Raw genomic sequence first — 24,455 nt, 5'->3', positions numbered from 1 at the left:
CTCACTAAAAATGAAGCCCAAAAAAAGAAGACTTATCGAATGAAATCGATAAATCTTCTTAAGGGTAACTAATGTTACCAACACTATTTGACACAGAGCCATAAGTAATAGTCTAAATAATCAAAAAAACGGGCACACACTCTAGAGAAAGAATGTGGGTCCGTTTTATGTTACTCGCTTATCTTGTTCTGATATGTGCAATATTTTTCAATACTATATCAATTTCGTCTAAAACATCTGTTGATAATTTTATTCCAGATGCCTTTACGTTTTCTTCGATTTGAGAAGGTCTACTTGCTCCAATGATTGCTGCAGAAACGCCGGGTTGACGTAGGATCCAGGCTAAAGAAAGCTGAACGAGACTTAAATCTAATTGATCAGCAATAGCATCTAGTTTCTGAACAGCTTCCAAGGTCTCATTGTCCATATAACGATTAACAAAGCTTCCAATTTCTTTATTTGCCGCTCTAGAGTCTTTCGGTATTTCGGCATTTGGTTTGTATTTTCCAGTTAGGACCCCTTGAGCTAACGGAGAAAACACGATTTGGCCCATTCCATAAGATTCTGAAACAGGTAAAACTTCGGATTCAATGTATCGTTGCAATAAATTATAAACGGGTTGATTGGAAATCATTTTGTGGTGTCCTCTATGATCAATGATTCCCTGCGCTTTCTCAATTTGAGCTGCAGACCATTCGCTCACCCCTGTGTACAAAACTTTTCCTTGTTTCACTAAGTCATCTAATGCCATTAAGGTTTCTTCTAATGGCACCGTTGGATCAAATCTGTGACATTGATATAGATCTACATAATCCATTCCTAAACGTTGAAGACTTTTATCGCATTGTTCAATGATATGTTTTCTAGAGAGCCCTCTATCATTTGGTCCATCTCCCATAGGGAAGTATACTTTGGTCGCTACAACCACTTGATCTCTTTGATAATCCTTCAATACTTTACCAAGTACTTTTTCAGCTTGACCTTGTTCATAGACGTTTGCTGTATCGAAGAAGTTGATACCTTTTTCATAGGCTAGTCGAATACAGTCTTCTGCAGTCGTATCTTCTACTGTCTTTCCGTATGTAAGCCAACTACCTAGTGCAATTTCTGAAACTTTAAGTCCACTATTACCTAACTGTCTATACTCCATGATATCGCCTCCATAGTAAGTTCTTTCTATATTTTCGCAGAGTTGATAAGCAAAAGCAACTGATAAAAGAAATAAGTACACTGCTAATACATATATGAAATTTTATCTCTATTTAAATTTTTTAAATCGAATATCGATCTACATAATCCTTGAACAATCGATTTAGTAAATAGTGCATACCAAATCGATCCGATGCATCTAAACCCTCAATTTTGATTTCAGTACTATATACATATAGTTGTATGTCAGTTATTTTAGAAAGCTCATTAGTCGAGAAACCTGTTAAACTAATTGTCTTTGCACCAGCTATATTGGCACGATTCGTGGCAGAGAACACATTAGATTTCTCTGAACCACTTAGACTGAGTGCAATTCCTAAGTCTTTGTCTGTCATCTGTTTTGCATTGTGTTTCATAAGATGAGGATCAATAAAGGTTTGGCTCCTCTTCCCTAAAATCTTAAGCCGTTCACTAAATTCTTCTGCTGGAAATCTAGATAATCCAACTGCAAAGAACAGAATTTGATCTGCCTCATTTATAGCCTCCAACACTTGTTCTGTAATCTCATCATTTAGAAATTGCTTTGTCTTTACAATCTTACTATCTAAGTCGGTCATCTCTAAAAAGGACTGTTCTTCTACCAAAGTATCTTTTAAAGAATTTTTGAAATGAACATAACCTTGAAATCCAAGCTTTTGACACATTCGAACAATTGTATTGGGAACAGTATAAAATTGTTGAGCAACTTCCCTTATCGTCCATTTTTCGACTTGATTTTTTTCTTTCATTAAGTACGTCAAAATCTTTTCTTCCGTTTGATTTAACTGATTTCGATTTTCTTCCAGAAATTTATAAAAAGACATTTGAATGACTCCTTTAACAGCTTAGTATAAGGAAACTGATAAAATTAGGGTTTTTAGAGTACCTTACTTTATAATAAATAAAATTAAATACACATAGTTTATCTAACCATTATATCATGTTAAACTAAATAGATAAAAGTAGAATTGAGGCAATGATTATGATAACAATCGGATTGACTGGTTGGAGTGATCACCCACTAATCACTTTGGATCAATCAAAAAAATTGGAAAATTACTCTAGTCATTTTCCAGTTGTAGAATTAGATACTAGTTTTTATGCTATTCCCCCCGACAAAAACATTAAAAGCTGGATTGAGAAAACACCAGCTGTATTCACATTTATTCCAAAGGCTTATAAAGCTATGACGATGCATAAGGAATGGATTGAAGAGTTTACAAGTATAGAATCTATGTTCAAAGTTTATAAACAAACCTTTTCTCCAATGGTTGAAGCAGGAAAAGTCAAAGCGTTCCTTTTTCAGTTTCCGCCATACTTTGATTGTACCAGGCAAAATGTACAGTATCTTAGACTTGTTCGAAAACTAATGGGAGACTGGCCTTTAGCCATAGAATTTAGAAGTCAAAGCTGGTTCAATGAAAATAACCAATCTAAAACCATTCATTTTTTGAAAGAGCTGGAAATGATTAATGTCATTGTTGACCAGCCTCAAACGCCAAATAATAGTGTTCCAACAATCTCAGTATCGACGCATCCTTCATTATCCATCTATCGCCTTCATGGCCGTAATTATGAAGGTTGGTTAGGAGAAAACATACAGGACTGGCGTGCTGAAAGAACTTTATACGAATATAAAGAAAAAGAATTAGAATCTTTTGCAGAAACGGCCAGAACATTAGAAAAGGATTCACATGAAGTATGTGTCATCTTCAATAATAACTCTGGTGGTCATGCAGCCCCTAATGCAAAAACCTTACAAAAGATTTTGGGGTTAGACTTCGAAAATCTTTCCCCTCGTCAACTGGATCTATTTTAAAAGCACAATCGATTATTTGATTAATCGATTGTGCTTTTTTTATTGTGCTTTTAAATTCCAAAAAGCTTGCCAGATACTTCTTTTACCCGAAATCCAGTCTAATATTGAATAAAGAATGATGCCAATAAATGATCCAGTAGAATCAATCAGAACATCTGATATCAATGCTGTTCTTCCAGGTACAAAACTTTGATGAAACTCATCTGTTGATGCATATACTGCGCAAATAACGAGTGCAATTAAAACGGCTTTGATTCCCTTAACATCTGAAGTCGAAAGCGCGTTTTTCACTAATATTCCAAGAAACATATAGATAAAGAAGTGAGCATTTTTCCTGATGAAATTATGCAATGTGTAATAATTCATGCCTCTTATTTCATTAATGCCTAGTCTTGGTCTAACAATCGTCAAAAGAAAGTAGATGGTTGCACTGCAAAATACAACAAACAAAATAAAGATTAGCAGTTTTCCCCACAAAGGCGTACTTCTTCTTTTTAACCAAATGAGAAATAAATTGAAAAATAGTAAAAACCCTACTGCTGCAACAACTCTCCAGTGGTTGACAACTTTACTTCCGACTTCCATAGCACCAAAACTTAATTGCGCTGATTCACTTGCAGGCTGAGAAGAAAACCAGAAAATGATCGCCATCCAGACTAATACCGTTAGCCAAGCAAATAATAAAGGGTATTTTGATTTTGACGCTCTCTTCATAGGCTTTCCTTCTTTCTTTTTCTATCGAATCTTTTGTTCTAATAACTTTTCATTCTAAAGACTAGACCTTAAATTTTCTTAAACAATCTGTCCTTTTTCCATGATCTTTTCTTCATCTAACCAAACAGTCGGACTTTGCACGACGCAGTCAATATGAACACCGGCTTCTGTTTGACCACCGAAAGGCTTGTTGCTTCCAAAAGCAATATGGATTGTTCCAAAAACTTTTTCATCTTCAAGAACCACACCAGTTATACGTGCAGTTGGATTTGTACCAATACCGAATTCTGCTATTATTCTCCCTTTGTCTTCTCCTAATAGATTTAATAATTCAGATCCTTGCTCTCCAGTTGCTTCTATTAATCTGCCTTCTACCAGTGTTAACTTTATGGGCTCTTCTACTTTACCTAACTGAGCTATTGAACCATCTACGATTAATGAACCATTTGCAGAATTTTCTATCGGAGCAATGTAAGCTTCCCCAGAAGGGATATTCCCTGCTTCTCCCTTATTCCAAAAGATACCTGTACTCGGTACGCCTCTTCTGCCAGAAATTGTAAATTCAAGAACTTCTCCATCTTTTTCGATTTTGACTTTTGAACCAGTTTCTAGCTTTTCTGTGAACTGAGCTGTGAGATTTTTAACAGTATCTGGATCAGCTTCTATCGCGCCTTTTTCTAACATATCTAATGTAATTCCAGGCATTGTCCCAATTCTTGTGCCACCAGCAGCTGCTTCTTTTTTAGCATTTGTGTGAGTCAAGCTTGCTGAAGTCACACATAGAGCAACATCAGCATGCTTCAGTGCCTCAGCAATTGCTTTAGGTGGTTCTTCTCCGCTTTTATAAGTTGCTGGAAACTGGGTAAGCACCGCTTCGTTTCCATTAAGTTTAGCCGCTTCATAGAAGAAGTGAGCAATTTCGCTCATCTTATCGTCTGTTACGATTAAAACTGTTTCTTCTTTTTGTAAATTGAAATTATTATCAAATACTTTTTGTGCATTTTTTAAATATTGGCTCATCGTTAACCATCCCTCGTTTATTCAGTATTTTTTCATTCTATCACATATTGTTTGTTCTTGCTTTTCTTAAGGTGTAGACTGTGGGTATCGATAAACAGAAAGGACGATAATGATGTCAGAAAATATGACTGCATATGGATTTGAAGGTTCTGAAGAAAAGAATGGTTCAATCCAATTTGAAAAAAGATCTATAGAAAAACCTGCACCAAATAATCGAGAAATTCTAGTAGAAGTAAAAGCCGTAGCGTTAAATCCTACAGACGTCATGACTTGGAAAATGAAAAAAGCAGATGACACTAGTTTCACTGTTTTAGGACGCGATGTTTCTGGTACAGTAGTCGAGGTTGGAGATGACGTTACATTATTCAAAGTTGGAGATGACGTTTTTTATCCCGGAACCAGTAACGTTCAAGGTGCTCAAGCTGATTACCACTTAATTGATGAAAGAATGGTTGCATTAAAACCGAAAAACTTGAACTTTGCTGAAGCTGCTGCTCTTCCTTTAACAGCTTTGACGGCTTATGAGACCTTTTATGATCAATTAACAATCCCTAAGAACAGTGAAGAAAAGCCCCTTCTACTCATTGTAGGTGCTGCTGGAGGTGTGGGGTCAATCGCTACGCAAATCGCTCTAAACGATGGGATTGATGTCATTGGAACAGCTTCTCGAGATGAATCCAGAGAGCATCTGAGATCTCTTGGTGTGAAAAAAATTATCGACCACAAAAAACCTTACGAACCACAACTAAAAGAATTTGGTATCAACTCTGTAGACTATATCTTTTTAGCAGCCAACGCTGACTATAATATCAAAGAAGTTAGTAAGATTGTCAGCGCTAGAGGACATGTTTGTTCTATACTTCCATTAAGTGAAGCTCTGCCGATGTCCTTCTTTTCTAAAAGTGTCTCGTTCAATTATGAGTTGATGTATACGAGATCTGTTTATAAAACAGAGGACTGGATTCAACAACATAATTATCTTGATGAATTGAGAAAAGAAGTTGAAGCTGGAAACATACACTCAACAATCAATCATAGATATGAAGAAATAACTGAACAGACATTGAGCGAAGCTTATGATCAACTGATGACTGGCCATACTAACGGAAAAATTGTCCTTGAACATACTGTATAAACGAAAAACGAGTTGACTCTTTCTCAGAGTCACTCGTTTTTATTTACGTTCATTTAAAGGAATCGATAACTTGAATTGTAAAATCTGTTCTTCGATAGCAGCTTCCAGTGTATATCCTAATGATTCAGCAATTTTTTTAGAAATAGATAAGCCTAGCCCTGTAGAACTAGACGTTCTTGGTTTATCTCCTTTGTATGTTCTATCAAAAATTTTGTTAACGTCAAGAGCGTTTGGATTTTCTACTTTGTTTTCAATATAAATCATTAGACTATCATCCGATAATTCATTGTAAACACAAAATCGCTCCGTTCCATGAGAAAAGGCATTCTTAATGAGGTTTCCTAAAAGTCTATTGAAATCCAATATACTTGTTTCAATACTAGTTGTCTCTTCCATCAACTGAATGGATACCGTATTGAAAGATTGTGATAGTTCTTGATGATATAGCGCTAGTTGTTCTTGTAGCAACATAATTGGATAAGCTTGTTCCATTTCAAAAGAAAGATCTTTAGATTCAAGTAAACTTAATCGATAAAATTCTTCTACCAACTCACTTAAAACTTTTGTTCTTTCTTCAACTATCTTCAAATATTTGATTTCTTTATCACTTTCAGCAGATGTCTGAAGAATTTGAACATATCCTAGCATTGATGTAAGCGGCGTTCTAAAGTCATGCGAAATCGAAGAAATCATTTGTTTGTTCTGATTTACAATCGTATTAAATTCAATTTGAATTTGTTTATGCCGTTTGATTAAACCGTTAATTTCTTCAACCAGTAAATCTTGAGAAACAGAAGAATGATTTTTTCTTAATTCAGCTAAAGCATACCCTTGTTCAATCCATTTAAGTTGGTTCGTGATACGCTGATTAAACTTTCTATTTTGATAAAACTTAATCATGAAGATAACGTTCAGAATTAAGCTGAGTAGCAAAACGATGACCATAAAACACCTCCTACTTCACTATATTTAGATGAATACCCTACTTGCCTTCTTTGATCTCAATTCGGTTCAGAATCAAAATTCCAATTATACTTGCAACAACTATATATAGTAACGTTACGCCCCAAGTAACTAAAGGCTCTGCATTTGATGGCATATCAGGTAAAAAACCCGCTATGATAGACTGGTTCGTATGGTTTATATAGTAAGACAAAGTGAACTTTCTCAAAAATTCTAATTTATCTGTTGCTAGACTAATTAAATTTAATGCAGTTAAGCTGACATTTGAGATTAAGACTCCAAAAGTAATTAAAGACACTGTAGTATTTTGACTAATAAAAGCAACTACATTCGCTACAGCTGCATAACCAATCATGCCTAAAAAGATTGTCGTTCCCACTACAGTAAGATCATTTAAGTTTCCAGTATCTACCTGAGCTCCTGTGCTTAACGTCAAGAAAAAGAATAAAGCAAAGAATACAATGGCACCTATCAAAAATGTTGTAAATAAATAGATAACAAAAGTAATAAATTTGCCAATCACAAATTCCGTTTTGGATAAGCCACTACTGAAGATATTTTGGTATGAGCTCGAAGAGATATCGTTTATATATACAGTAGAGTAAGCTTGTAAACCAAAAAACAGCGGAAAGGCTTGAGATAATAGAAATACACCTAATTCTATATACGCGTTAGAAATCCCTTCACTGATTGGAGAACTCGCCTGAAGTAGGATAACCGCTACGACGAAAAGGGAAAACAAGATACCATAAAAGGCGTAATTCGATTTTTTATGGGCTAGTCTATATAAATCTGCCTGAATAAAATTAAACATGTTGTTGTCCTCCTTTAGCGAGCAAATTCAGATAATAATCTTGTATGGAAATTTCTTGTGATATTAGTTTATAAAGCTTGAGATTGTTCGAAACGATTAATTGTGCAATCTCATCCACTCTATCTGTCATTTTTGAAATAACGATTTCTTGCCCGCTATTTACGGTATAGTCAATTTTATCAAAATGTTGTTCAAGCAGATACGCCGTTTTTTCAACATCATTTGTTTTGACGATCACTTTTTCTTCTGTTTTATTGCGAATGGTTTCTCTATCCAACTCTTCGATCAATACACCATCATGAATAAAGCCAAATCGAGTAGCCATCAATTCCAATTCTCCCAAAATATGAGAAGAAATTAAAAATGTAATTCCATGTTCTTTGTTCAACTTCTGAACAATTTTTCTAAAATCCGCTATTCCTTGTGGATCTAGTCCATTAATGGGCTCATCCAGAACAATAATATCCGGCGATCCCATTAGTGCATTTGCAATACTTATGCGTTGTTTCATCCCCATTGAAAATGCCTTGAATTTCTTACTGACTTGATCCATTTCTACTAATTTAAGTACTCGATCGACTTCTGAGACATCGCTGATTCCCTTTAGTTTTCTATAGTAAGCTAAGTTTTCTCTAGCTGACAAGTACGGGAAAAAGTTCGCACCCATCATAAATCCCATACGTTGGCGTGCATCATTTAACTCTGCATTCGAACGCTTTCCAAATAGTAAGATTTCGCCTGAATATTCTGGCGCCAAACTCATCAGTGTCTTGAAAAATGTTGATTTTCCGGCACCATTTTTTCCAATCAACCCATAAATTCCTCCTTGTCTTACATGAATCGAAACATCATTTAAAGCTACTTGCTTATTGTAACGTTTCGTTAACCCAACAGTTTCTATCAGATTTTCCATCTTAAACACTCCTTTTTCTTTCTTACAAAACCAATTTTAAAGTAGAAAGATTTCAAATTTCTGAAGTAAACCTTACAAAAGTCTTAACTCTTCTAATCAATTACCTTAAGCTTGAAACCAACTCCCCAAACGGTTTCAATAATGTCTTCCCCACTATGCTCGGACAACTTTTTCCTCAATCTTGAAATATGAACAGATATTGTATTATCATCACCGAAATAAGCTTCATTCCAAACTGTTTCAAAAAGATTCGCTTTAGTGAACACCTTTTTAGGATGTTCTATAAAGCATTTTAGTAAATCGTACTCTTTTTGCGTAAGGGATATAACTCTCCCTGCTACTTTAACTTCTCTCGTCGTTTCATCCATCTCTATGGTTCCTACTTTATAGATAGGATTAGTCTGAAAGTCATCTTGATGATCTCTCAGTTGGGCTTTCACTCTTGAAACGACTTCTACCGTATTAAATGGTTTGGCTATGTAATCATTGGCGCCCATTTCTAAAACATTTGCTAGAACATTCATTTCGGTTTTTGCAGTAATCACTATAATCGGCACATTAGATTTTTCACGATAAGTTACAATAAATTCTTCTCCCATTATTCCGGGCAACATCAAATCTAACACAATCAAATCCAATTTTTCTGTTTCAACTATTCTTAAAGCTTCGGAACCAGCGAATGCTTGGATCACTTCATACTCGTCACTCAATAAATCCGTTAGCAATTCGTTGATTGCATTATCATCTTCGACAATCATTATCCGCTTCATTTTGAACGCCCATCTCCTGTCAATGTATTCGGTATTCTAAATCCAGTTTACAGAAATAAAGCCTAATTTTCTATCCCCTGTAATAGTATCAGATTTCAGATAACAAAAAAAAAGACTTTATAAGCGTTATCGCTCTTATAAAGTCTTTAAAATAATCTACCTATTTATTCTCATGCAATTTGGATAAATTTCTTTCTACTACTAATGTGCTGATTAGTACAGGCACGCTCATACTAAAAAAAATACCTAGTGTTGGCCACAAAAACATTAGTATAAATAATAGAGCCAATGCCAGACTTAACCCCAGATTACTCAGTATATATTTGAATATTAGATAAAATGATAGTAACCATCTTTTTCCGGTATTCAGTTCAATCATATTTTTTAAAGAAAAATAATAGACTGAAAGTAATACGACTAATACAAATAATACCGTTATCGCTACCGTAAATAGGTACATCCAGTCTGGAAGATCGGTTCTATTTCTGATCACCACAAAGTCAAATAAAAACAGTGCGTAAATGACCAACAAGTACCCATTTTGTTTGAAATTTCTCCATCCGTTCTCTTTGAAATGAGAGAGAAATAATTGTACTGGATGCTTTTCTTTTCCTTTGTACAATCGATTGACTACATAAAACAAACTTTCAGTAGCCGGTATAATGGTTACGACTGGAATACAAAAAAGTAACCATATCATATTTAAAAGGGATAAGTTAGCAAACCATTCAGTGAACCGTACAATGACCGAAGTCTGTTTAGGTATGTTTTTTTCTCTTTCCATAAGTTATCCTTTCGTGCCACCAGTAAGATCCATTCCTTCAATGAAATATTTCTGAGCGAAGAAAAAGAGTAATATACTAGGTATCAATACCAAAGTAGCTCCAGCCATAAGATAGTTCCATTGAGTCGTTGATTGATTGGAGAAGGACTGGAGTCCAATTTGAAGTGTATACATATCTTCCTGTGTAATATAAAGTAATGGTCCTAAAAAGTCATTCCAGGCACCATTAAAAGACATGATTCCAACAGTAATCAGTGCAGGTTTGGTCAAAGGTATCATTAATCTACTCCATATATAGAGATGATTAGCTCCATCAATTTGTGCAGCTTCAATCAGTTCATTATTGATAGACATGTAAAACTGTCTCAATAAAAAGATATTAAAGGCACTACCAAAAAACGCTGGAACAATAAGTGGTAAATACGTTCCTACCCAATTGATTCTAGTGAAAAGAATGTATTGAGGAATCATTGTAACGAATCCTGGAACCATCATCGTTGCGAGTACAAGTGCGAATAAGATTTTCTTACCTGGAAAATCTATCTTAGCAAAACCATAAGCTATAAAAGAATTGGAAAAAACATTTCCGAGCACGACGAATACGGTTATGAACAAAGTATTGCCCATATATTTAAAAAATGGAAATGCTTGAATCGTATCCATATAGTTTTGCCACACAAACGTTTCTGGAAGAATAGTTGGTGGAAATCTAACAATTTCTGTCATAGGTTTTAGCGAAGTACTTAACATCCAAACTAATGGCGCCAGTAAGACGAGGCTGACAATGATCAGTAAAAGATAGATGAGTATTTTCCCAGTTCGTTCTTGTCTCTTTTTACTTTTAAAATATTTTGATTGAGCTTTTGATGCACTCGAAGTATCGTCTTGCACGTATTTTGTTTCAGAAGATTCTATCATAGCCTCTCCTCACTCTCTAATTATTCAGTTGTTTTGATTTAGTTAATAATGTACCCATCTAGGAGCTAGCTTCAAATTGATAAATGTCAGTACAATGACGATTGCAAATAACACAAGAGACATCGCCATCGCATATCCCATATCAAAAGCAACAAAGGCCTTATTCCACATATGAAGATTGTAAAAAAGGAGTGAATTGGCTGGGCCGCCTGTGCCATTTTCTGTCATTACATAAGCTTCTTGGAATATCTGAAAAGCACCAATGGTTGATGTAATCACATCATAAAAAATAATAGGTGTAATCAATGGTAAGGTGATGTGTCTTAACTTTCTGATAGGTCCAGCTCCATCAACTTCAGCTGATTCATACAATTGAGTGGGTACATTTTGGAGAGTAGCCAAGTACAGAAGCATTGCTCCCCCCACACTCCACAAACGCATAAGAATCAATGCAGGTTTTGTCCAATTCGGATCAAACAACCATGAAGGACCGGCAATACCTACCCAAGATAATACTGTATTTATCAGACCACTTGAGGGAGAAAGCAGTTGCATCCATAAAACATATACTGCAACCCCTGATAAGATAGCTGGTAGATAAAAAATCGTTCTGAAGATAGTAATCCCTCTAATGTTTCGATTCAATAGTACAGCTAGAAAAACCCCACCCGCAGTCGTTAACGGAACGTTCAATACAACGTAGAATACAGTATTGTAAAGAGAGGTCAGGAATAACTGGTCACTCGTAAACATTCTTCTGAAATTATCAAAACCAATAAAATCCATTCTGGATGTAATATTATAGTTTGTAAAACTACCAATAAAAGAAAAGACCATCGGTAAGAACATAAACCCGATAAAGCCAATAATAAATGGAGAAACAAATAAGAGTCCCCACAAAGCTTCATTTCTTTTACGTTTATTCCACTTAGGCTTATGATTTTTCCTCTGATTGTTAGTAGCATGGATCGCTTTCATGTATACACCGCCTTAAAAAATAGTGAGAAGGGAAATGATCTTCCCCTTCTCACTTACTATTGATCATTTATAATAAACGACTATTCAGTTCTCTTATTACTGAGCAAGATTCTCAACAGACTCCTGTGCATCGTCCAGTGCTTCTTGGGCTGTTTTCTGGCCTAGAAAAGCAGCATCAATTTCTGTGTTTACAAGAGATGAAAAGTCCGGTGCATTAAGCGGTACCGGAGTGATCGTAGTCACTTCCAAATTAGAATCGGCTAGTTCGTAGATCATTTGACCCATTTCATCAAGATCTGGATGTTCTTTTAAGTTTTCATTGGCCTCAACATTCGCCATAATATCAAAACTGTTCATCCCAAACTCTTCTTGTACTTCAGTTGAAGAAAGGTACTTCATGAAGTCGTAAGACTCTTCAGGATGATCTGTATTAGCCGGAACTTCTAAAACAAATCCGCCGCCCCATGACCAGTGCCCACTACCTGCTTCTTTTTCAGGTAAAGGCGCTACGCCGAATTCAAAATCGTCTGGAGCATTTTCCACCAAGTTGGTATAATAGTTGATATTTTGTCCTCGCATAGAAACTAAACCGGAAATGAAAGGATCAGATACGCCTGAACCAAATTCTGCTTCATATTGGTTGATGGTATCTCTACCATAATAATCTTGCCACTCAAGCATCCATTCTAATGCTTCTACTTTTTCCGGTGTATTGATCGCAACTTCTCCGCTATTATCGAACCAGGAATTTCCACCATCTGCATTTAATGCCCAAACATCAGCCCCAATATTCCAGCGTGGATAAAATCCGATTTGTTCCCAGCTATTTCCACTTCCTTGATCTAATACTCTAGCCATTTCTTCGAGTTCATCCCAAGTTGCTGGTGGCGTTTCTGGATCTAGCCCCGCTTCTTCAAAGGCGGTTTTATTGTAAAACAATACTTGCGTATCCGTGTTGAAGGGTAATGCATAAGCTTCATCTTCATAAAGCACGGTCTCCCAAAGCTGCGGATAAAAGTCTCCTGAAATATCATCTGCATCTAAGTATTCCTGTATATTAGTTGCTTGCTGTGCTTCTGCTCTTTGTTTTACACTATTTATATCTTGAACAATCACATCCGGTGCATTACCTCCGGCAATAGCTGCTAGAGATTTAGTCCAGATATCTCCCCATGGCTGATAGACATGTTCAACTGTGACTGTATCTTGAGACTCATTGTAATCTTCAATGATGGCTTCAATCGTATCTCTTCTAGCTCCAGATCCCCAGAAAGACCAAAATTCCAGTGTTGTTCTACCGTCATTCCCATCAGAAGCAGTTTCACCACTTGAATTATCGTCTCCGTTACCACATGCAGCTAAGAGTAAACCTGTACTACCTAATAGTAAACCTTGTTTGATTAATTGCTTTGAGTGTTTAGATTTCAATCGAAATCCCCCTTAAAATAATTAATATGAAAGAGTTCTAGGTAATCTACTGATCCACAAACCTTTTCTAATTTAAACAATAAATGATGACATGAGAAGAAGCAAATATAAAGACTTTTCAGTGCTAAAATAATCAAAGTAACGTAACGAACGTTATCAATTAAGCAACCATCGTATTAATTATTATATATTTTTTATAATTATATTAGCTATCTCACTTTGCATTTATTGTTAACAACTACTTCTTTACAATAATAGTAGACAAAAAAATACTAAAGATATAATCCTAATTAGATTACACCTTTAGTATTTAACTAATTTATTAATCTTCAATACCAAATATGGATTCAATTGTACTTTGTAAAATTCCACCTATAGGAAAAATAATCCATGACCAAGCCCATGATCCAGAAAAGTAACTCCATGAGAAGTAGATTACTAGTAAAATTGGCCAGTATATATTTTCAAGAATATTCGTTATTTTTGTATTTCGCTGATCTTTAATTCGTGCCTCGGTCACTTCTTCAACAGATTTGCCTTTGTTTAGTAAGTTTTGATAGCCTGTCCAAACCAATCCGGTGTAAACAAAAACTAAAACGCCTACTCCAGCTAGTGTAAACATTAACCCGCTACTAAAAACAATTAATTTATCTTCTTCCGTCATTGCTGCAAATATTACAGGGAGAAATGAAAATACACAGATTGCAATTCCTAGTATAATACTAAAAGTAAAAGATTTTCTATAAGCTTCCATTCGCTCTTTAATAACAGTTCTTGCCTCAGGTACTAAAATAAATGGATGATTGAAGTCTTCATAACTCGACAATTTTTGCCCTTGAATGATAAACATCGCTACTCCAATGACAGCAAATATTAACGCCCAAGTCAATCCTATGAAAACACCAAAAGGCTCAAAAGAAAAAATTGATATCAGTCCTAACAAGCCACCTAGGCTAGTACAACAAGATAAAACACCTAATCCAATACCTAAACCAGCTCTTCTTCTCGTCTCAATATACTCATGAGCATCATCTTCTTCAACAATCATGACCTCTTCCATTATTGCGTCTGATGTGCTTTCATGATTTAATCCCATCTCATCTAGCACTTCTTCAATATTACCAAATTCCACAATAACAGTTCCGATTGCCTCGTTCTCTGAGGCCCCCTCTTCTTTTAATGCGATGTATCGGTCTTCCATATTTGCTAAAATATCCACTTTCAATTGCTCAGTTTCTTGTGTTTTTACAACATGTTTAAACATTTTATCTACATACTCTTTTATTGTATTCATTATATTTCCCCTCCAAAAAATATGTCTACAACAGATTTTGTCAACTGCCATTCTTTTTGCTTTTCTAACAACAAGCCTTTTCCAGCTACCGTGATCTTATAATATGTTCGTTTTCTTCCTTGCGTTTCTTTCCCTGGGTAAGACGTGATATATCCTTTAGACTTTAATCGGGTAAAGGCTGAATAAAGCGTCGTTTCTTTCATTACATACTGGCCATTTGTTCTTTCCCTAATCTGTTTAGAAATTTCGTATCCGTAGGAATCGCCTTCATTTAAAATAGATAAGATAAATGAGTCATTATATCCTCTACTTACGTCACTACTGATCACTCATCCCACCCCTTTATGTAATAAAGATCAACAGACAACAATTACTGCATCTGTCGTTGTAATGATTATACCAAAGCTTTTAATTAATTACTACATCAGATGCAGTAAATTAAAAAAATCAGACTTTAGTCCTAGTAGACTGAAGTCTGATTTACTCAATGAATCGTATCTCTTTTTTTAAAACCGATGATTCCTATTACAGAAAAAGCTACAGAAGCAAGGGTTAAATATAAAAGGACGGTTAAGTCGTATTCGCCATCTAATCTTTCTGGGATGTGGTAAAACGGGGAAAATCCTTTTATCCATTCAGGTATTTCAAATAAATTGGCAAAATACAATATAAAAAAGCAATAGCCTAGAGCTAACCAAGTCAAGGATATTTTCTTCGGAAACCATCCAAATAGACAGATAGACAAACTTAGGATCACTGCCATAGCAGGCAAATAGACAAGACCATTTTCAAAAATTTCTCTAAAACTGAGAATGTCCTGACTTAAACTCGCCGTAATTCCAAACGCAGTAATCTGTACTACTTGAATGACGATTAAAGAAATCAAACTAACCGCTATAAAAGTCAGTAAAGTCTGACCACGGCTTTTCGTTCCGACAAGTAAATGCTGTAAGCGTCCGTTTTTTTCTTCTGAAGACAATTTAATAATGACTTGAATAGAAGGCATAACAGCAGCTATAGCCAGCACGCCCATAATAACGGAAATAAACTGAGTCACAATGGATTGAGAATGATCACTACTGATTACTTGCTCAATCAGCTCATTACCTGCTAGTAGACTTTCCACGTCTCCCATAACCGAACCGTAAGTGATCCCAAGTAGAATCAACCCTATCGTCCATGCAATTAAAGGTGTTTTCATCAATCGAAAAACAAAGCCTATTGGTTTTTTCAAAAAAAGAGCCGCTGAATGTTTACCTGTTTTATCTGGCAATAGTCCAGCGCCTAAATCTCTTTTAGTCTGGAAATAAAAGGCTAGTGCTAAAACAACAAAGGATACAAGTAAAACTATTCCAACAGGCCACCAGCGATTAGATACAAACGGTTCTGACTTGTATAGTAAACCTAGTGGAGAAAGAACAGTCAAATATTCTTGACCGGTATCCCCGATGATTCTAATCACATAGGCAGCGCCCAAAAGTGAAAAACTGGTCATCGTAGCACTTCTACTATTGCTGGATAATTGAGCGGCGAGTAAGGCAAGACTTCCGAAAAATAATCCGATTGCGCCATACATTGCGCCAGTAAGAAAGGAACCGTTCAAATCCATACTCGAATCCCCCATTAAAAGGAGGAGCCATCCAGTCAGTAGTGCTAATGATATATTGTAGCTGACTAACAGTAATAAAGCAGACGTCGAATGTGCTAGTCTTCCAATAGGAAAGGATTGAATCAATTCCATCATACCGTGTTCTTCTTCAGCTCTGGTATTTCTAATCATCATTAGAATCGAAGCGACTGAAAAAAGTGCCAGTGTGAGGATAGTCATCGTATGTGAATACATTGCACCAATTGTATAGTTGTCTCCTCCGATGAGTTTTCCAAAAAGTGCCTCCATAGCTGGATTAGACATGGCAGCTGCCATAGCCGTTCGGTCAGATGCAGAAGGATAAATGGTTACAAATGCAAAAATACCTACAAAAACAAACATCAAGCAGCCAAGCGCCCAAAGGAACAAAACTTTCCATTCTTTCTTTAAGACAAAGCGAGTTAAAAAATTAAACCCCATTATAGATTTCATGATTCCTCCTCCTCTCCAGTCGTTTCATAATGGCGCATGAATAAATCTTCTAACTTAGGCGGAACACTTTCCAGAGATTGAATGTCCATCCCTTGTAGTGCTTGAATCAATTGATCCATTTTATTGGAGTCTATTTGAAAAACGACTTGATTGCCTTTTTGGACAAAGTGGTGAATCCAACTGAGTACACTTAAATGATTTAAAGATTTTTGTGTTTGTAACCTAATTTCTGTTCTGGTAAGGTGTCTGAGATCTTTAAGTGTTCCTGCTTCCACAATGCTTCCGTTACGGATAATCGCAATGGTATCACAAAGCTGCTCAACTTCAGATAAGATATGGCTAGATAACAAGACGCTAGCCCCACGCCTTTTAACGGTTGCTACTTGTTGTTGAAAAATACGTTCTTGTAGTGGGTCTAAACCAGAAGTGGGTTCATCTAAAATATATAAGTCTGCATCAGAAGCAAATGCAGCAATCAACGCCACTTTTTGACGATTTCCTTTAGAGTAACTTCTACATTTCTTTGTAGGATCAAAATCGAATGCTTTAATCAATGAACATTTCTTATCATGATCTACCTGCTGTCCTCTCATACTTAAGAACAAGTCAATAACTTCTCCACCAGTTAGATTGGGCCAGAGATTGACATCTCCAGGAACATAAGCAACACGTTTATGTATCGCCACAGAATCAGACCATACATCTTGGTCAAAAATACTTGCTTTCCCACTGTCTGCTTTTAATAGTCCCAAAAGTACTCGAATGGTTGTCGACTTTCCTGAGCCATTTGGTCCGATGAAGCCTAAAACTTCTCCTTTTTCCATACTAAAGTTGACTTCTTTTAGAGCTTCTGTTTTACCAAATGATTTAGATAAACCCTGTACTGAAACTAAACTCATACAACTCACTCCCTGACTATGATTTATAATATGTTTTTTTCAATAAAGCAATATAATCGTTGTATTCTTGATAGAAATATTTGATTTCTTCTTCTGAAAAGACAGTTGAATTTCCAAGAGATTTTGCTTTCTGCTCCAGTTCTTTACGATATCCTTCAAGTCCCCACTTGATTAAGTTCAGCACCTTTTCTCTCGGCAAATCTTCTCTGAATTTACTGAAATCAACATTTTCAGTCAAAACCTTTTCCCATAATCTTTCTGATTCTTCACGCTTCTCCTGTATCACATCCGACCAATCCATATCCTCTGGAGTTAAAAGAAGTTTAGACAAGAAACTCAATTCATTCGGATAAAGATTGCTTACTTTCTGTTTGAGATCGGTTATACTTTCTAAACGATCAAAATAATCGGTTTCATCAAAATTAATTTGCATTAAATATTCGTCATAAGCAATGTCAAAAGAAGAAGTGATCAGATATTGATATAGTTTTTTCTTGTTTCCAAAATAATAAAACAAAGTCCCTTTACCAATTCCAGCTTTAGCAGCTATCTTATTTGTAGAAGCTCTTTTAAAGCCATGTTCTTCAAACTCATTATAAGCAGCATTAAGAATAGCGGATTTTTTTTCATTTGATAATTTACTAAAAGCTTCGTTCAATTCTTACTCACCTCTGCTCCAATTTATAAAAAGCTGACCAACCTGGTCATAGTGAGAGCTTACCACTACTGACCAGTCCAGTCAACTTTTTACAAAGTCTATTTTATAGTTGAGATTCACTAACTCTTTCCATCATATTGATGCCTATACTCATAAAAAATAAACTCATCACTAATAGTATCCCAACAGGTTGTATTGCTTCAAAAAAACTTTTATTTTGAACAGTTGCTTCAACGATGCCGTATACAGCCTGTTTGATGGGCATCCACTCTGCCACAAATAATAGAAACCGATTATTAATGACTTGTAGTGGCCAGAAAGCTCCACCTAGCATGGCTGTAGAAGTTGCGATAATGGGAATCAAGACCATCAATCCCGAAGAAGATTTTGCTATGGCGATGAGTAATATTCCTAAAGATACGATACAAAGAATAAAAGATAGTACAATCAAAATCGCTATGGGGTAGTTGATATTCAAATCAAGTGATAGCATTTGACTCAACAAGGTTATTAGGATCATGATTTGTAAAATCCCTAGACTAACATAAAATAAAAGATGTCCAAGATAGATTTTAACTTTCGAAACCGGTGAAAAAATCAATCGGTTCCAAATACCATTTCTTTTGTCTTCAAATAGATCTGTCATAAGAAAAAGAATTGAAAATATCGTGAAGTAGAACGTCATACCCAACATGACGGATAAATTTACAATACTATTTCCAGTATCAGATAATGAGCTTGCGTTTAACAATAGGTGCTCTTTAACTTCGATGACTTGTTCTGGGCTTTGCTCTTGAAACCTACTTAATCGATTTTCTTCGCTATACACTCTACGAACATATTGATCTACGACAGGTAACTGCTGCGTTTCTCTTCCTACAAGAATCTGATAGTTGTCTTCTTTAAGCACTAACGCAAACCCATACTTATCCATTTTGATATCTTCTTCTACTTGATCTTTTTCTTTTAAATGAATACGAATCGTATCACTTTGGTTTAATCTATCTAATTTTTCTTGTATTTGATCTTCTGATAAATTCTCACTGTAAGCAGCTACTTCCAGCATTTGACCACCTTGGGTTCCTGCCACTACATTAACCATCAGTATAGTTAGTCCAAAAAATAATATCAGCAGTAATGGACTTTTAAGTGTCCTTTTCCATTGCATAAAAAATATAGTCAACATCTAATCCAACCTCCTTTTCGGAAACAATAGAACAGCCACAGTTAAACCGACAATACTCATCCCAATTACTCTGGCTAAAAGAGGCAAAACTTCTTGAATTTCGAATCCCATTAACAGTTGCAAATATGAAGTCAACGTTGCACCATTAGGCGTCCAATCTCCAATTGTTTTAATCAGATCAGAGAAGTTTTCGGTTGGCGTGAAGCTACCTCCAAGAAAGGCCAATACGGCTGTAAAAGATCCAAAGAAATTCACTATCTTAATTTCATTCCCATATAGTGAAATAGAGGTGAGCAAACTGGTTATACTTCCTATTAACAGAGAATAAATGGCCGTTATCACTGCAATATCTAACCAAAATGAACTAGGTCGTCCTGAAAAGATACCGAATATTAAATTTGAAAGGCCAAATAAAAGACTTAACTGCATAAAAGCAATAAGTGAACTGGAAACCATCTTACTCATAAGGTAGCTTAAAGGGGATTGATTCGAAATCATAATTCGTGCAAATACATGTGTTTCTTTTTCTCTGAAGCTACGATTTGCAATAATTGTACTTATACTTAGAGCGTAAAATACCCCCATCCCTAACGTATAGTATTGAAAGGCACTAATAGGCTCCTCGGTAGAAACTGTCAATGTTTCACCATATTGAGAACGATCATCAATCATAGTATCTTCAACATATGGAACGGTCGATGCTTGAAAATTATATTCGTGAATAAAACTGTATAGAATACTAGTCAGTGTAATGGATCGGATTTGATTTGGATCTTGTGTGATCACTTCAAGTTCTGTTTTTAATTCTTCTCCAAATAAAGTCGAATTCAATACACTTAAACTAAATTGATCTGGCACATGTATAATACCGCCAATATCGTCTTCTTCTAACGCTTTCTGAGCAGACTCTATGGATTCATAAGCTTCTAAATGAAAGAGATCTTTTATCTCTTCTTGTTCAAACAACTGCTTCAATTGTAAGACTGGGTCTAATTCAAAAGATGCTTCTAAAAATTGCTGATACTCTAGGTCAGACAAGTTCTCTTCAACTAGCTTGGCTTCAAAATCCGATTGTACTAGTCCATTTCTCTGATCATTTACAAAACCAACGACAGTCGTCTCAATAGTGTTCTCAGTACTGTTATTCATCAAATTTCCAAGTGCAAATCCTAGAATACAAATCAATAGAAAAGGTGTGAGTAGTAGTTCGATCAATTCACTTTTATCTTTAGAAAGTAAAAGAAAATCTTTTTTTATTAACTCTTTCATGGGAACACCTCCTAATCTCTAAGCTTCCTACCTGTTAAATGTAAAAATACGTCTTCAAGAGTCGGTTCTTTGACTTGAATTCCAGTTACCGTTACTTCATGAAGAGCGGCTTGACGAAAGATGTACACAAGTAGTTCGTCCCTTTTAGAAACAATTAATCTATAACCTTTGGTCGTTTCATAAAGTTGATTGACATCAGAGTGTTCTTTCAATACTTTTTCAAATTCTATTCTTTTTGTTTTCACTTCAACTTCTACTGTTTCTTCATTCGATAATAAACTTTTCAACTCTTTGTTTGTACCGGAAGCCACAATTTTTCCATCGTCCATAATGTAGATTCGATCACATAGTTTTTCAACTTCATCCATATAATGACTGGTATAGAGTATGGTTAAGTTGTGTTCAACGTTTAGTTTACGAATCGTATCTAATATATGATTTCTAGATTGCGGATCAATCCCTACAGTAGGTTCATCCATAATCAGGACCTCAGGATCATGAAGAAGTGCTACCGCTAAATTAATCCGTCTTTTCATACCACCAGAATAGTTTTTTACAGGTTCTTTTTGACGTTCTGTCAAACCAACTAGCTTTAAGACTTCATCAACCTTACTATTTAAAGTATTTCCTTTCAGCCCATATATCTTCCCAAAGAATCGCATATTTTCATAAGCCGATAATTCTTCGTATAGTGCAATTTCTTGCGGGACGACACCTAAAACAGGTCTAATCGTGCTTGCGTTTTTTAAAACATTGACATTTTTGTACTCAATCGTTCCATTATCCGGTGGTAATAATGTTGAAATCATAGAAATAGTGGTGGATTTACCAGCGCCATTAGGACCCAGCAAACCAATAGACTCTCCTTTTTCTATATACATACTTAAATGATCGACTGCGACCGTTTTCTTAAATGATTTAGATATTTCTCGTACTTCTAACATTTTGTTCACTCCTTTCTTTATTTGTCTTCAGTATAAATTAAAAGAGACAGCAAGGTTACTGTCTCTAGTCATTAGTCAATATGACTTTAGTCACTTCTTTACTTTGTTAACTGATGTTTTATAGCGTAAATGGCAATCTGTGTTCGATCTCTCAATTCTAATTTCAGTAATATGGTCGAGATGTAATTTTTGATTGTCCCAACTGAAAGAAAAAGCGATTCTGCTATTTCATGGTTGTTCATACCCTCACCGATTCTTTTTATAATGGCTATTTCCCGTTCAGTCAACGTGTCGTCTACTTTTAACTGTTCACTTTGATGCTCCAATAAGGAGGGAACCAATTTTGCTGCTACTTGATCCTCTATGGCCAAGCCCCCATTCAAAGCACTTCTAACCGACTTGATCAGTTCGTCTGCATCTCCGTCTTTCAGTAAATAGCCATTGGCCCGATTTTTTAAAGCTTCCAAAGCATATTCTTGATCATTAAATGTGGTCAGCATTAATATGGTAGCATCTGGCCATTTGTCACGAATTTTTTTACCCGCTTCAAGTCCAGTCATCTTTGGCATTCGAATATCAAGTAAGATTAAATCATACCGATTTTGATTACATAATTCTACTGCCTCTAGACCATCTTCTGCCTGTCCAGTTACTCTAAACTCTTTATCCGTTTCAAGCATATATTTTAAGCCTTGTCTCACTAATGTCTGATCTTCAGCAATCAAAATATCAATCATTTTGCTTCACCTCCAGTGGAAACTGACCGACCACAATAAAGTGATCGTCATTATTTTCAATTGACAACTTTCCATCAATATTTTCCAAACGCTCTTTCATATTAGTTAAACCAAAGCCTTCTTTTACGATCGCTTTTTGAGATTGAATATGTTTTACTGAAAATTTCAATTCTCTCTCTGCGATGACTTCAAATACGATTTCAGCTCGTTTTCGCTCACTATGTTTCATCATATTAGTAAGGGCCTCTTGAATCGCACGATAGAGTGTGACAGATTGTTCGTTGTCTAATACACTATTCAAAACGCCAGATTTCAAGGTCATTGTAAGCCTTAAATGACTTTCAGTCTCTAATTTACGAATCAGAAAAATCACAGCTTGGAGACCGGACTGCTCTTGAGACCTTAATGTATTCACAGCCTTTCTCGTATCTAAAAGACTCATCTGAGCTAATTTTTTGAGAGCACTGAACTGTTCTGCGCTTTCTTTACCTTTAGCTTGTAATCGAGCGACTTCTAATTGCATCAGCAAGGCAGTGAGTCTATGCCCTACCGCATCATGAATTTCTCTAGCAATCTGATTCCTTTCTTCCAGGCGAATAAGCTCATCATTGCGGAGTTGTTGTCGCTTGATAGTTGACAATTCATTATACAACCTAGTATTATCAATCGACTTTTCTATATGTTGTTTCTTCTGGATATTTAACTGAGCAATCAGGATGACCGATAAGCCTACGAGTAAGATTTGATATATGATGATCTTTAAATCTAGCAAGTAAAATGCCGGAACGAGCGTAGTCAAGAAACTGAGAATGATTAGATAATAAATTATGTAGGGTTTGAAAAGCTCATAAAATTGAGCCGCAAGAATGACTAAAATCAACCAGACAAAAGGATTTAATTCCATTGAAATAAAAGCGAAGATTGTACATAGGAGCAATCCGATAAAGAATATTTTTTTCCATAAAACAGAAACTAATGGAATAAGGTTGTATCCCGTAAAAAAAATTACTGTATAAAATAATCCTAAAACTGAATTACCTTGATAAAAAAGTGCAGATATCCAAGTCAAAGTCAAAAATATGAAGTAGATCCAATAATTGATCAAGATGACTCCTCCTAACAACTATTATAAGGTTATTATTTAGAGTATAAATCAATTCCACAATAGACAGCAAGTGACTTTTTTCCATAAAGAATCAAATATCACTCAATAGATGAAAAGTTGTTATAAAGAGACAAATTTTAGAATTTAATCCCTTCAAATAAGGCTTAAATCTTGAAGATAGTAACCATTTTAGGTAATATAAAAATATGGATTGTTATTTAAAGATAACACCCCTTTTTTATACCATGAATTTCATCTTACTTGATTGAAGGGAGGATCTACTATGAGATTCATGAATGCTATAAAAAAATTTTGGAAGAAACAGTCCAATCAGTCTCAACAATTCATTAGAGAATTGCCAATACTGAGAGAAAAGGCTAGTCTTCCTTTATCAATCGAATATAAAATCCACTTGACCGCAAAAGAGTTAACTTCTAATCAAGATACTATAAATACGATCACAACTAAAATTATAGAAAATGATCCTAATAAAAGAAAGTATGCTGGTAAAAATGCTCAAGAATTAAAAAAATCTGCTAATAAAATCTTTAAGTATGAGAGTTATCGCACTCAAAATGTAAAATTAGTTCCCAGTAATGCTGATAGGCTTGATATTTATATAGATGATATATTTTTAGGTAAACTACCGGTTGAGTACACTAAAAATACCTTATCTTATTTACAGTCAACAATTGTTGCTAATTTTGCCTATATCAAAGGTGGACCCTATAAGTACTATGATGATGAAAACGAAAAAATAATCAAAGATTATGAACCCTTTGATCTCAGTATTTATATCCAATTCAGTTAATCATAACCCAAAAAAGCCGACCTTTCTG

General features: G+C 35.3%; 25 protein-coding genes. 3 read left to right on the top strand and 22 right to left on the bottom strand.

The window, feature by feature from the left end; all coding sequences use genetic code 11:
- Window positions 1–178 precede the first annotated feature (178 nt).
- Window positions 179–1,150 carry an aldo/keto reductase family protein gene (locus tag ACFP65_RS10275; protein WP_379918309.1) on the bottom strand — a complete coding sequence of 324 codons (972 nt, stop codon included), beginning with the start codon at window positions 1,148–1,150 and terminating at the stop codon, window positions 179–181.
- Window positions 1,151–1,271: 121 nt separating this feature from the next.
- Window positions 1,272–2,012 carry a MurR/RpiR family transcriptional regulator gene (locus tag ACFP65_RS10270; RefSeq protein WP_379918307.1) on the bottom strand — a complete coding sequence of 247 codons (741 nt, stop codon included), beginning with the start codon at window positions 2,010–2,012 and terminating at the stop codon, window positions 1,272–1,274.
- A gap of 152 nt (window positions 2,013–2,164) precedes the next feature.
- On the opposite strand from ACFP65_RS10270, the gene ACFP65_RS10265 reads away from it, so the two are divergent.
- Entirely contained in the window at window positions 2,165–3,007 is an 843-nt protein-coding gene (locus ACFP65_RS10265) for a DUF72 domain-containing protein (protein WP_379918305.1), read from the top strand.
- Window positions 3,008–3,046: 39 nt separating this feature from the next.
- Here ACFP65_RS10265 and ACFP65_RS10260 read toward each other — a convergent pair whose 3' ends face one another.
- Both ACFP65_RS10260 and ACFP65_RS10255 read right to left on the bottom strand, forming a co-directional pair.
- Window positions 3,047–3,721: a VanZ family protein gene (locus ACFP65_RS10260; protein WP_379918303.1), complete on the bottom strand. Its 675-nt coding sequence runs from the start codon at window positions 3,719–3,721 to the stop codon at window positions 3,047–3,049.
- A 78-nt stretch (window positions 3,722–3,799) separates the two neighbouring features.
- A complete protein-coding gene (locus ACFP65_RS10255; RefSeq protein WP_379918301.1) occupies window positions 3,800–4,741 on the bottom strand; it encodes an aminopeptidase in 942 nt (313 codons plus the stop codon).
- A gap of 112 nt (window positions 4,742–4,853) precedes the next feature.
- On the opposite strand from ACFP65_RS10255, the gene ACFP65_RS10250 reads away from it, so the two are divergent.
- A complete protein-coding gene (locus tag ACFP65_RS10250; protein WP_379918299.1) occupies window positions 4,854–5,876 on the top strand; it encodes a zinc-binding alcohol dehydrogenase family protein in 1,023 nt (340 codons plus the stop codon).
- 39 nt (window positions 5,877–5,915) lie between these two features.
- Here ACFP65_RS10250 and ACFP65_RS10245 read toward each other — a convergent pair whose 3' ends face one another.
- The 18 genes from ACFP65_RS10245 to ACFP65_RS10160 all read right to left on the bottom strand — a co-directional run bounded on the left by ACFP65_RS10245 (window position 5,916) and on the right by ACFP65_RS10160 (window position 23,616).
- Entirely contained in the window at window positions 5,916–6,821 is a 906-nt protein-coding gene (locus ACFP65_RS10245; RefSeq protein ID WP_379918298.1) for a sensor histidine kinase, read from the bottom strand.
- Between the two features lie 37 nt (window positions 6,822–6,858).
- A complete protein-coding gene (locus ACFP65_RS10240) occupies window positions 6,859–7,653 on the bottom strand; it encodes a hypothetical protein (protein ID WP_379918296.1) in 795 nt (264 codons plus the stop codon).
- Window positions 7,646–8,566, bottom strand: coding sequence for an ABC transporter ATP-binding protein (locus tag ACFP65_RS10235; RefSeq protein WP_379918294.1), 921 nt, complete (start codon window positions 8,564–8,566; stop codon window positions 7,646–7,648). The genes ACFP65_RS10240 and ACFP65_RS10235 overlap by 8 nt, the downstream gene beginning before the upstream one ends.
- Window positions 8,567–8,658: 92 nt before the next feature.
- A complete protein-coding gene (locus tag ACFP65_RS10230; protein ID WP_379918292.1) occupies window positions 8,659–9,336 on the bottom strand; it encodes a response regulator transcription factor in 678 nt (225 codons plus the stop codon).
- Window positions 9,337–9,496: 160 nt separating this feature from the next.
- Window positions 9,497–10,120, bottom strand: coding sequence for a DUF624 domain-containing protein (locus ACFP65_RS10225; RefSeq protein WP_379918290.1), 624 nt, complete (start codon window positions 10,118–10,120; stop codon window positions 9,497–9,499).
- Between the two features lie 3 nt (window positions 10,121–10,123).
- Window positions 10,124–11,038 (bottom strand): carbohydrate ABC transporter permease, encoded by a 915-nt coding sequence (locus ACFP65_RS10220; RefSeq protein ID WP_379918288.1) that lies wholly within the window; start codon window positions 11,036–11,038, stop codon window positions 10,124–10,126.
- Window positions 11,039–11,080: 42 nt separating this feature from the next.
- Window positions 11,081–12,016, bottom strand: a complete 936-nt coding sequence (locus ACFP65_RS10215; protein ID WP_379918286.1) for a carbohydrate ABC transporter permease — start codon at window positions 12,014–12,016, stop codon at window positions 11,081–11,083.
- A 96-nt stretch (window positions 12,017–12,112) separates the two neighbouring features.
- Entirely contained in the window at window positions 12,113–13,444 is a 1,332-nt protein-coding gene (locus tag ACFP65_RS10210; protein ID WP_379918284.1) for an ABC transporter substrate-binding protein, read from the bottom strand.
- Between the two features lie 322 nt (window positions 13,445–13,766).
- Window positions 13,767–14,738 (bottom strand): permease prefix domain 1-containing protein, encoded by a 972-nt coding sequence (locus ACFP65_RS10205; protein ID WP_379918282.1) that lies wholly within the window; start codon window positions 14,736–14,738, stop codon window positions 13,767–13,769.
- Complete coding sequence (locus ACFP65_RS10200) at window positions 14,738–15,067, bottom strand: PadR family transcriptional regulator (RefSeq protein ID WP_379918280.1); 330 nt, start codon at window positions 15,065–15,067, stop codon at window positions 14,738–14,740. Before ACFP65_RS10200 ends, ACFP65_RS10205 begins: the two co-directional genes overlap by 1 nt.
- Window positions 15,068–15,222: 155 nt before the next feature.
- Window positions 15,223–16,818, bottom strand: coding sequence for an ABC transporter permease (locus ACFP65_RS10195; protein WP_379918278.1), 1,596 nt, complete (start codon window positions 16,816–16,818; stop codon window positions 15,223–15,225).
- The gene (locus ACFP65_RS10190; RefSeq protein WP_379918276.1) at window positions 16,815–17,717 is read right to left on the bottom strand and encodes an ATP-binding cassette domain-containing protein; all 903 of its coding nucleotides are present in this window, start codon (window positions 17,715–17,717) and stop codon (window positions 16,815–16,817) included. The genes ACFP65_RS10195 and ACFP65_RS10190 overlap by 4 nt, the downstream gene beginning before the upstream one ends.
- Window positions 17,718–17,733: 16 nt before the next feature.
- Window positions 17,734–18,375, bottom strand: a complete 642-nt coding sequence (locus tag ACFP65_RS10185) for a TetR/AcrR family transcriptional regulator (RefSeq protein WP_379918274.1) — start codon at window positions 18,373–18,375, stop codon at window positions 17,734–17,736.
- 103 nt (window positions 18,376–18,478) lie between these two features.
- Window positions 18,479–19,561, bottom strand: coding sequence for an ABC transporter permease (locus ACFP65_RS10180; RefSeq protein WP_379918272.1), 1,083 nt, complete (start codon window positions 19,559–19,561; stop codon window positions 18,479–18,481).
- Complete coding sequence (locus tag ACFP65_RS10175) at window positions 19,562–20,830, bottom strand: ABC transporter permease (protein WP_379918270.1); 1,269 nt, start codon at window positions 20,828–20,830, stop codon at window positions 19,562–19,564.
- 11 nt (window positions 20,831–20,841) lie between these two features.
- A complete protein-coding gene (locus ACFP65_RS10170; protein ID WP_379918268.1) occupies window positions 20,842–21,774 on the bottom strand; it encodes an ABC transporter ATP-binding protein in 933 nt (310 codons plus the stop codon).
- 98 nt (window positions 21,775–21,872) lie between these two features.
- Window positions 21,873–22,511, bottom strand: coding sequence for a response regulator (locus tag ACFP65_RS10165; RefSeq protein WP_379918266.1), 639 nt, complete (start codon window positions 22,509–22,511; stop codon window positions 21,873–21,875).
- Window positions 22,504–23,616, bottom strand: a complete 1,113-nt coding sequence (locus tag ACFP65_RS10160; RefSeq protein ID WP_379918264.1) for a sensor histidine kinase — start codon at window positions 23,614–23,616, stop codon at window positions 22,504–22,506. Before ACFP65_RS10160 ends, ACFP65_RS10165 begins: the two co-directional genes overlap by 8 nt.
- Window positions 23,617–23,899: 283 nt before the next feature.
- Between ACFP65_RS10160 and ACFP65_RS10155 the strand changes: the two genes are divergently transcribed.
- Window positions 23,900–24,427, top strand: a complete 528-nt coding sequence (locus tag ACFP65_RS10155) for a hypothetical protein (protein WP_379918262.1) — start codon at window positions 23,900–23,902, stop codon at window positions 24,425–24,427.
- Window positions 24,428–24,455 lie beyond the last annotated feature (28 nt).

Source organism: Marinilactibacillus sp. GCM10026970 (assembly GCF_042660675.1).
In the GTDB taxonomy this organism is placed as follows: domain Bacteria; phylum Bacillota; class Bacilli; order Lactobacillales; family Carnobacteriaceae_A; genus Marinilactibacillus.
Note: the sequence above shows the minus strand (reverse complement) of the source record. Positions and strands in the feature narration are given on the sequence as shown.

What these genes read in the sequence shown, in the direction of transcription:
- ACFP65_RS10260 (WP_379918303.1), bottom strand. Translation starts at nt 3,721, where the DNA reads ATGAAGAGAGCGTCAAAATCAAAATACCCTTTATTATTTGCTTGGCTA.
- ACFP65_RS10165 (WP_379918266.1), bottom strand. Translation starts at nt 22,511, where the DNA reads ATGATTGATATTTTGATTGCTGAAGATCAGACATTAGTGAGACAAGGC.
- ACFP65_RS10195 (WP_379918278.1), bottom strand. Translation starts at nt 16,818, where the DNA reads ATGAAATCTATAATGGGGTTTAATTTTTTAACTCGCTTTGTCTTAAAG.
- ACFP65_RS10245 (WP_379918298.1), bottom strand. Translation starts at nt 6,821, where the DNA reads ATGGTCATCGTTTTGCTACTCAGCTTAATTCTGAACGTTATCTTCATG.
- ACFP65_RS10180 (WP_379918272.1), bottom strand. Translation starts at nt 19,561, where the DNA reads ATGTTGACTATATTTTTTATGCAATGGAAAAGGACACTTAAAAGTCCA.
- ACFP65_RS10220 (WP_379918288.1), bottom strand. Translation starts at nt 11,038, where the DNA reads ATGATAGAATCTTCTGAAACAAAATACGTGCAAGACGATACTTCGAGT.
- ACFP65_RS10255 (WP_379918301.1), bottom strand. Translation starts at nt 4,741, where the DNA reads ATGAGCCAATATTTAAAAAATGCACAAAAAGTATTTGATAATAATTTC.
- ACFP65_RS10175 (WP_379918270.1), bottom strand. Translation starts at nt 20,830, where the DNA reads ATGAAAGAGTTAATAAAAAAAGATTTTCTTTTACTTTCTAAAGATAAA.
- ACFP65_RS10170 (WP_379918268.1), bottom strand. Translation starts at nt 21,774, where the DNA reads ATGTTAGAAGTACGAGAAATATCTAAATCATTTAAGAAAACGGTCGCA.
- ACFP65_RS10230 (WP_379918292.1), bottom strand. Translation starts at nt 9,336, where the DNA reads ATGAAGCGGATAATGATTGTCGAAGATGATAATGCAATCAACGAATTG.
- ACFP65_RS10265 (WP_379918305.1), top strand. Translation starts at nt 2,165, where the DNA reads ATGATTATGATAACAATCGGATTGACTGGTTGGAGTGATCACCCACTA.
- ACFP65_RS10240 (WP_379918296.1), bottom strand. Translation starts at nt 7,653, where the DNA reads ATGTTTAATTTTATTCAGGCAGATTTATATAGACTAGCCCATAAAAAA.
- ACFP65_RS10275 (WP_379918309.1), bottom strand. Translation starts at nt 1,150, where the DNA reads ATGGAGTATAGACAGTTAGGTAATAGTGGACTTAAAGTTTCAGAAATT.
- ACFP65_RS10155 (WP_379918262.1), top strand. Translation starts at nt 23,900, where the DNA reads ATGAGATTCATGAATGCTATAAAAAAATTTTGGAAGAAACAGTCCAAT.
- ACFP65_RS10190 (WP_379918276.1), bottom strand. Translation starts at nt 17,717, where the DNA reads ATGAGTTTAGTTTCAGTACAGGGTTTATCTAAATCATTTGGTAAAACA.
- ACFP65_RS10250 (WP_379918299.1), top strand. Translation starts at nt 4,854, where the DNA reads ATGTCAGAAAATATGACTGCATATGGATTTGAAGGTTCTGAAGAAAAG.
- ACFP65_RS10235 (WP_379918294.1), bottom strand. Translation starts at nt 8,566, where the DNA reads ATGGAAAATCTGATAGAAACTGTTGGGTTAACGAAACGTTACAATAAG.
- ACFP65_RS10225 (WP_379918290.1), bottom strand. Translation starts at nt 10,120, where the DNA reads ATGGAAAGAGAAAAAAACATACCTAAACAGACTTCGGTCATTGTACGG.
- ACFP65_RS10270 (WP_379918307.1), bottom strand. Translation starts at nt 2,012, where the DNA reads ATGTCTTTTTATAAATTTCTGGAAGAAAATCGAAATCAGTTAAATCAA.
- ACFP65_RS10215 (WP_379918286.1), bottom strand. Translation starts at nt 12,016, where the DNA reads ATGAAAGCGATCCATGCTACTAACAATCAGAGGAAAAATCATAAGCCT.
- ACFP65_RS10205 (WP_379918282.1), bottom strand. Translation starts at nt 14,738, where the DNA reads ATGAATACAATAAAAGAGTATGTAGATAAAATGTTTAAACATGTTGTA.